Annotated in this window: 4 protein-coding genes; 2 read left to right on the top strand and 2 right to left on the bottom strand. The window is 31.3% G+C overall.

The window, feature by feature from the left end:
* Positions 1-3: 3 nt before the first annotated feature.
* Positions 4-1,404, top strand: coding sequence for an APC family permease (locus AOG55_RS08505; RefSeq protein WP_055041174.1), 1,401 nt, complete (start codon positions 4-6; stop codon positions 1,402-1,404).
* A gap of 2 nt (positions 1,405-1,406) precedes the next feature.
* The gene (locus AOG55_RS08500) at positions 1,407-2,525 is read left to right on the top strand and encodes an aminotransferase class V-fold PLP-dependent enzyme (RefSeq protein WP_048101213.1); all 1,119 of its coding nucleotides are present in this window, start codon (positions 1,407-1,409) and stop codon (positions 2,523-2,525) included.
* A 105-nt stretch (positions 2,526-2,630) separates the two neighbouring features.
* On the opposite strand, the gene AOG55_RS08495 is transcribed toward AOG55_RS08500, so the two are convergent.
* Positions 2,631-3,707: a DUF1648 domain-containing protein gene (locus AOG55_RS08495; protein WP_048101212.1), complete on the bottom strand. Its 1,077-nt coding sequence runs from the start codon at positions 3,705-3,707 to the stop codon at positions 2,631-2,633.
* Between the two features lies 1 nt (position 3,708).
* Positions 3,709-4,173: a GntR family transcriptional regulator gene (locus AOG55_RS08490; protein ID WP_052656698.1), complete on the bottom strand. Its 465-nt coding sequence runs from the start codon at positions 4,171-4,173 to the stop codon at positions 3,709-3,711.
* Positions 4,174-4,264 lie beyond the last annotated feature (91 nt).

The following is a 4,264-nucleotide window of genomic DNA, read 5'->3' as shown; positions in this document are numbered from 1 at the left end:
TAAATGAATATATTAAATAAGAACTCAGTCAGTACAAGTGGCCTTATTTTTCAGGGAATGGGTCAACTTTCACCAATAGGTATATTTGGGGGTTCTATTTTAGGTGCTGCTGCTTTTGCACTTGGTGCAACTCCATTATCCTTTATAATAGGCCTTTTGGCATCATTGCTTGCAGGAAATTCAATATACCAGTATTCTAAAAAGATGGCCAGTGCCAGAGGATATTACGGATATATAGGTGATGGCCTTGGTCATATTGCTGGATCATTTGCTGCATTTCTTTACATACTTTATGAATTTGCGAACTTACTTTTTATTCTAGGTTATTACATACTAACGTTTTCTCCTACACTTGGGTATATAACAAGCATAAGCATACCAGATTACATTAGCTATATTTACATTGTTTTGATTTCTATACCTGCGTTTTATGTAGTTTATAAAGGTATAAAACCATCTTATAAATCTCAAATTGTTGTAAATATGATTCAGATTATTTTTGTGGTTACAATATCAATTATCATAATAATATCTTCACCAAAAATCGGTGCAATACCATTTACGACGTATAATATTGGTATAAAAGGAGTATTCCTTGGATTTATAACGGGGAGCTACCTTTCTTTTGCAGGATTTGGGTCAATAGTTCCTTTAGGTGAGGAGGCAAAAGCACCAAGAAAATCAATAGGAATGGCTGTGTTGGCAATAATCCTAATTATGGGTTCAATATATCTTCTCGGCTCCTATGCAATGGTTGCTGGGTGGGGATTAAATAATATGGCATCTTTCAGCAATAGTATCTTCCCAGGATTCATAATAATATCAAAATTTGGATCTGTGCCAAATGGCATATTCTTTTTATTAAATTTCTTTGTTGTCTATCCACTATTTGTTACAATGGCAACAGCACTTTCTAGAAATATATATGCTATGGCAAGAGATGGACTAATATCATCACGTTTATCCACAGTCCATAATAAAAATAAATCGCCCCATGTTGCATTAATATACATAATTATTATATTCTTTGTTCTATCGGGCTTATCTTCAATGATTTTTTATTATGTTGAGGGTGGCTTTTTTAATGGATTTTTTGACGATTTCCTATTTTTTGCAACAGTAAGTACTGTAACAACATTAATAATTCATGTGATGCTTAATTTTTCTCTGTATTCCAAATTTAAAAATGAGGGAGAAAAAACATTAAAAAAGATATCAACCCATATTATTATGCCATCAATATCAACAGTAATAGTTGCTCTTGCAATTTATTATTCCATCTCATCACTCACATTTCCCATAGATCTGGGTCCATTTGTGATTCTTGCCTATGCCATATGTGCCATTTTATACATATACGCTGGGAAAAAATATAAACTAAAATTAGATTTTAAGGAGGAATAACAATGAATAAAGAAAATATAAGAAATTTATTTTATGGCCTTGATAAAATTGACCATCTTGCAGCATGTTCCAAATCACCAATGCTTAAAAGTGTAAAATATGCATTAGAAAAATATACAGACGATGTTATAACATTTGGAAATCCTTGGAATATGTGGGTGGAAAAGGTAAATGAGGCCAGAAAACTCTTTGCAGATATAATACACGCCAATGCTAATGATGTTGCAGTACTATATTCAGTCTCTTCTGCATTGGATGCAGTGATGAGCTCATTTACATTTAAAAGAAATAACAATATAGTAACCAGCGATTTAGAATTCCCAACCACAAATTTTATTCTTCAGGCATACAAAAAATATGGACTTGAAATAAAAACAATAAAAAATAAGAATGGAATTATTAAAATTAATGAATATGAAAAAGCAGTAAATGACAGCACCACCCTTGTCACTGCAATACATGTATCGTCTCTTAATGGATTTATGCAAAATGTAAGTGAAATTGCCAAAATAGCTCATGAAAATAACTCGTACATATACGTTGATGATTATCAATCCCTCGGGGCGTTGAATATTAATGTTCAAAATGAAAAAATAGACTTTCTCGCCTCTGGAAACCTGAAATGGCTACTTGGTGTTTCTGGAGTTGCATTTTTATATGTAAATCCAAAAATTAGTGATGAGCTAACTCCCACCAATATAGGCTGGTTTTCTCAAAGGGATCCTGCACAATTTGGAGCTGAAGATATTAATTATGCCTCAGGTGCAAGAAGGTTTGAAAATGGCACATGGGGAATGCCAGCCATATATGCATCAATAGAAGGCATGAGATGTATATTAAAGAATTATAATGATGTTGAAAATGAGGATAGAAAATTATTTAATTATGCAAAGGAAAGGCTAGAAAAATACAATATTAAACTGGCAACACCAATAGAATCGGCAAATATAATAGCAATACCATTGAAAAATCCTGCAGAGGCAGAATATATTTTAAAAAAGAAATATAATATTATAACCTCTGCACGTGCTGAATCCCTGAGGATCTCACCACACTTTTACAATACTTTTAATGAAATAGATGATGCAATAAACGCTATTAAAAATGAGTTTTTTATGTAGGTTATATTTTTCAACCCTTATTTTAACTGTGAATTTAAAGTTTATAAATATTCTAATATAATGGACAAAACTTCAATATTTTTAAATGGTAACTGAAAAAAATTATTAAGGGTGTAATAATGCAATTAAAAGTGAAATTATTATTACTGCAAATATTATTATGAGTATTATATAGCTCCACCTATTTGAGAAATTCAAAGTATAGCCAATACCGTACCTTTTGGGTACAAGTATTCTATTATCCTCCTTATTGTGGTAGATTAAACCCCCTGCCCATTCCTTATCGTCCTCAATGTTATTATCATGTTCATTATCCTTAAGATATGGATATTTCTTCCATCCTGTCTGGCCTGTGGTAACAGAATACCATAAAATTAAGGGAAATATTAACAGAACCGGGAGCGCAATAATAAATATATATGATTTTGGAATTAATTCCCAGGTAATGGCGGCTGCAAGGAACATATTCAGAATAATAATTAAATTTATACCCATAAGCAGTTTAACCATGCCTGTATTAAAGCTTCTAAATTGTATTAAGGATTTTTTTGTTGGGGAATTGCCCGCAGCAGACCTTTGAATTGCATATGACAGTACATCAAATACAACAGTTACAGGAACTCCCACGAATAACATAAGAAAAAAAGCAGAGTATGGCGATTTTGATGCATATTCATTTGGTTTTCCGGATAAACCAAAATGTGTGGGGAATCTTGATGGGATATGCGGGTAGTAAATAATACCAATAATAATAAAAAACATAAGCTCAATCCAGGGAAATACATACCATAACAAACTTACCTTTATATTAGATTTTGGAATATAGGAAGATATCACCTTTTGGTTATCTTCTAAATTAATTTTCAAAAGCCTAACATGTGACCTAAAGTAAAAGTAAACAAGTAATACCAAAATTATCTCGGTCAAAGGCAGTATTAATAAAACAATTATATTAATATAAACGTATAATATTAATGTTAACAATGTAAATATTATTGAAATCAAAAGGTCAATTAACAAATTTTTAAATTTCATGCTTTTTATTTTTTGATTATAAACATCGCCTTTTATTCTAATACCAAATACAAGCTCCGGCCTTGTTAAATATGGAATTAAACCATAGGTAAGACCTATAAAAATTATCACAGGCACATTTATTAATATAAATAAAAGCGGAATCATATTAATTTTCCTCCTGATTCAATGCCTCCTCAATTAAATCATTTATCTTTGCCTTTATTTCATCCACAGAAAAACCGCTTGATATGGCCTCCAGAATTAAATTTTTTATCTGTTTTTCCCATAATGGGTTCATGGTTTTATGCTCCTTCCTTATACCGGAGACAATAACATGCTTGCGCCTATCCTGATATATGTATTCATCATTTTCAAGCTCACTGTAAGCCTTGTTAACAGTATGATAATTTATTCCAAGTATTGATGATAATTCTCTTGATGATGGAAGTTTATCACCCTTTTTAAGCATTCCAATTGCTATATTTTTGACAATGCAGTTATATATCTGCTTATATATTGGTTCCGGTGAGGACAGGTCTACAGAAATTTTGAAAGCCTCGTTTTCATCAATATCAACAGATTTTGCAGAATATTTCCTTTTTTCCCCATATGCATCACCATCAGATGCCATTATTATACCTCCTGATATATATTATCTATAACAGTTATATAAATATTTTCCTTTTTAATAATTGCTTGAAACTAATGATAATTTCCTCAAC

The organism is Acidiplasma cupricumulans (genome assembly GCF_001402935.1).
Lineage (GTDB): Archaea > Thermoplasmatota > Thermoplasmata > Thermoplasmatales > Thermoplasmataceae > Acidiplasma > Acidiplasma aeolicum.
Note: the sequence above shows the minus strand (reverse complement) of the source record. Positions and strands in the feature narration are given on the sequence as shown.

Coding starts and splice junctions, on each gene's coding strand:
- AOG55_RS08495 (WP_048101212.1), bottom strand. CDS start 3,707: ATGATTCCGCTTTTATTTATATTAATAAATGTGCCTGTGATAATTTTT.
- AOG55_RS08490 (WP_052656698.1), bottom strand. CDS start 4,173: ATGGCATCTGATGGTGATGCATATGGGGAAAAAAGGAAATATTCTGCA.
- AOG55_RS08500 (WP_048101213.1), top strand. CDS start 1,407: ATGAATAAAGAAAATATAAGAAATTTATTTTATGGCCTTGATAAAATT.
- AOG55_RS08505 (WP_055041174.1), top strand. CDS start 4: ATGAATATATTAAATAAGAACTCAGTCAGTACAAGTGGCCTTATTTTT.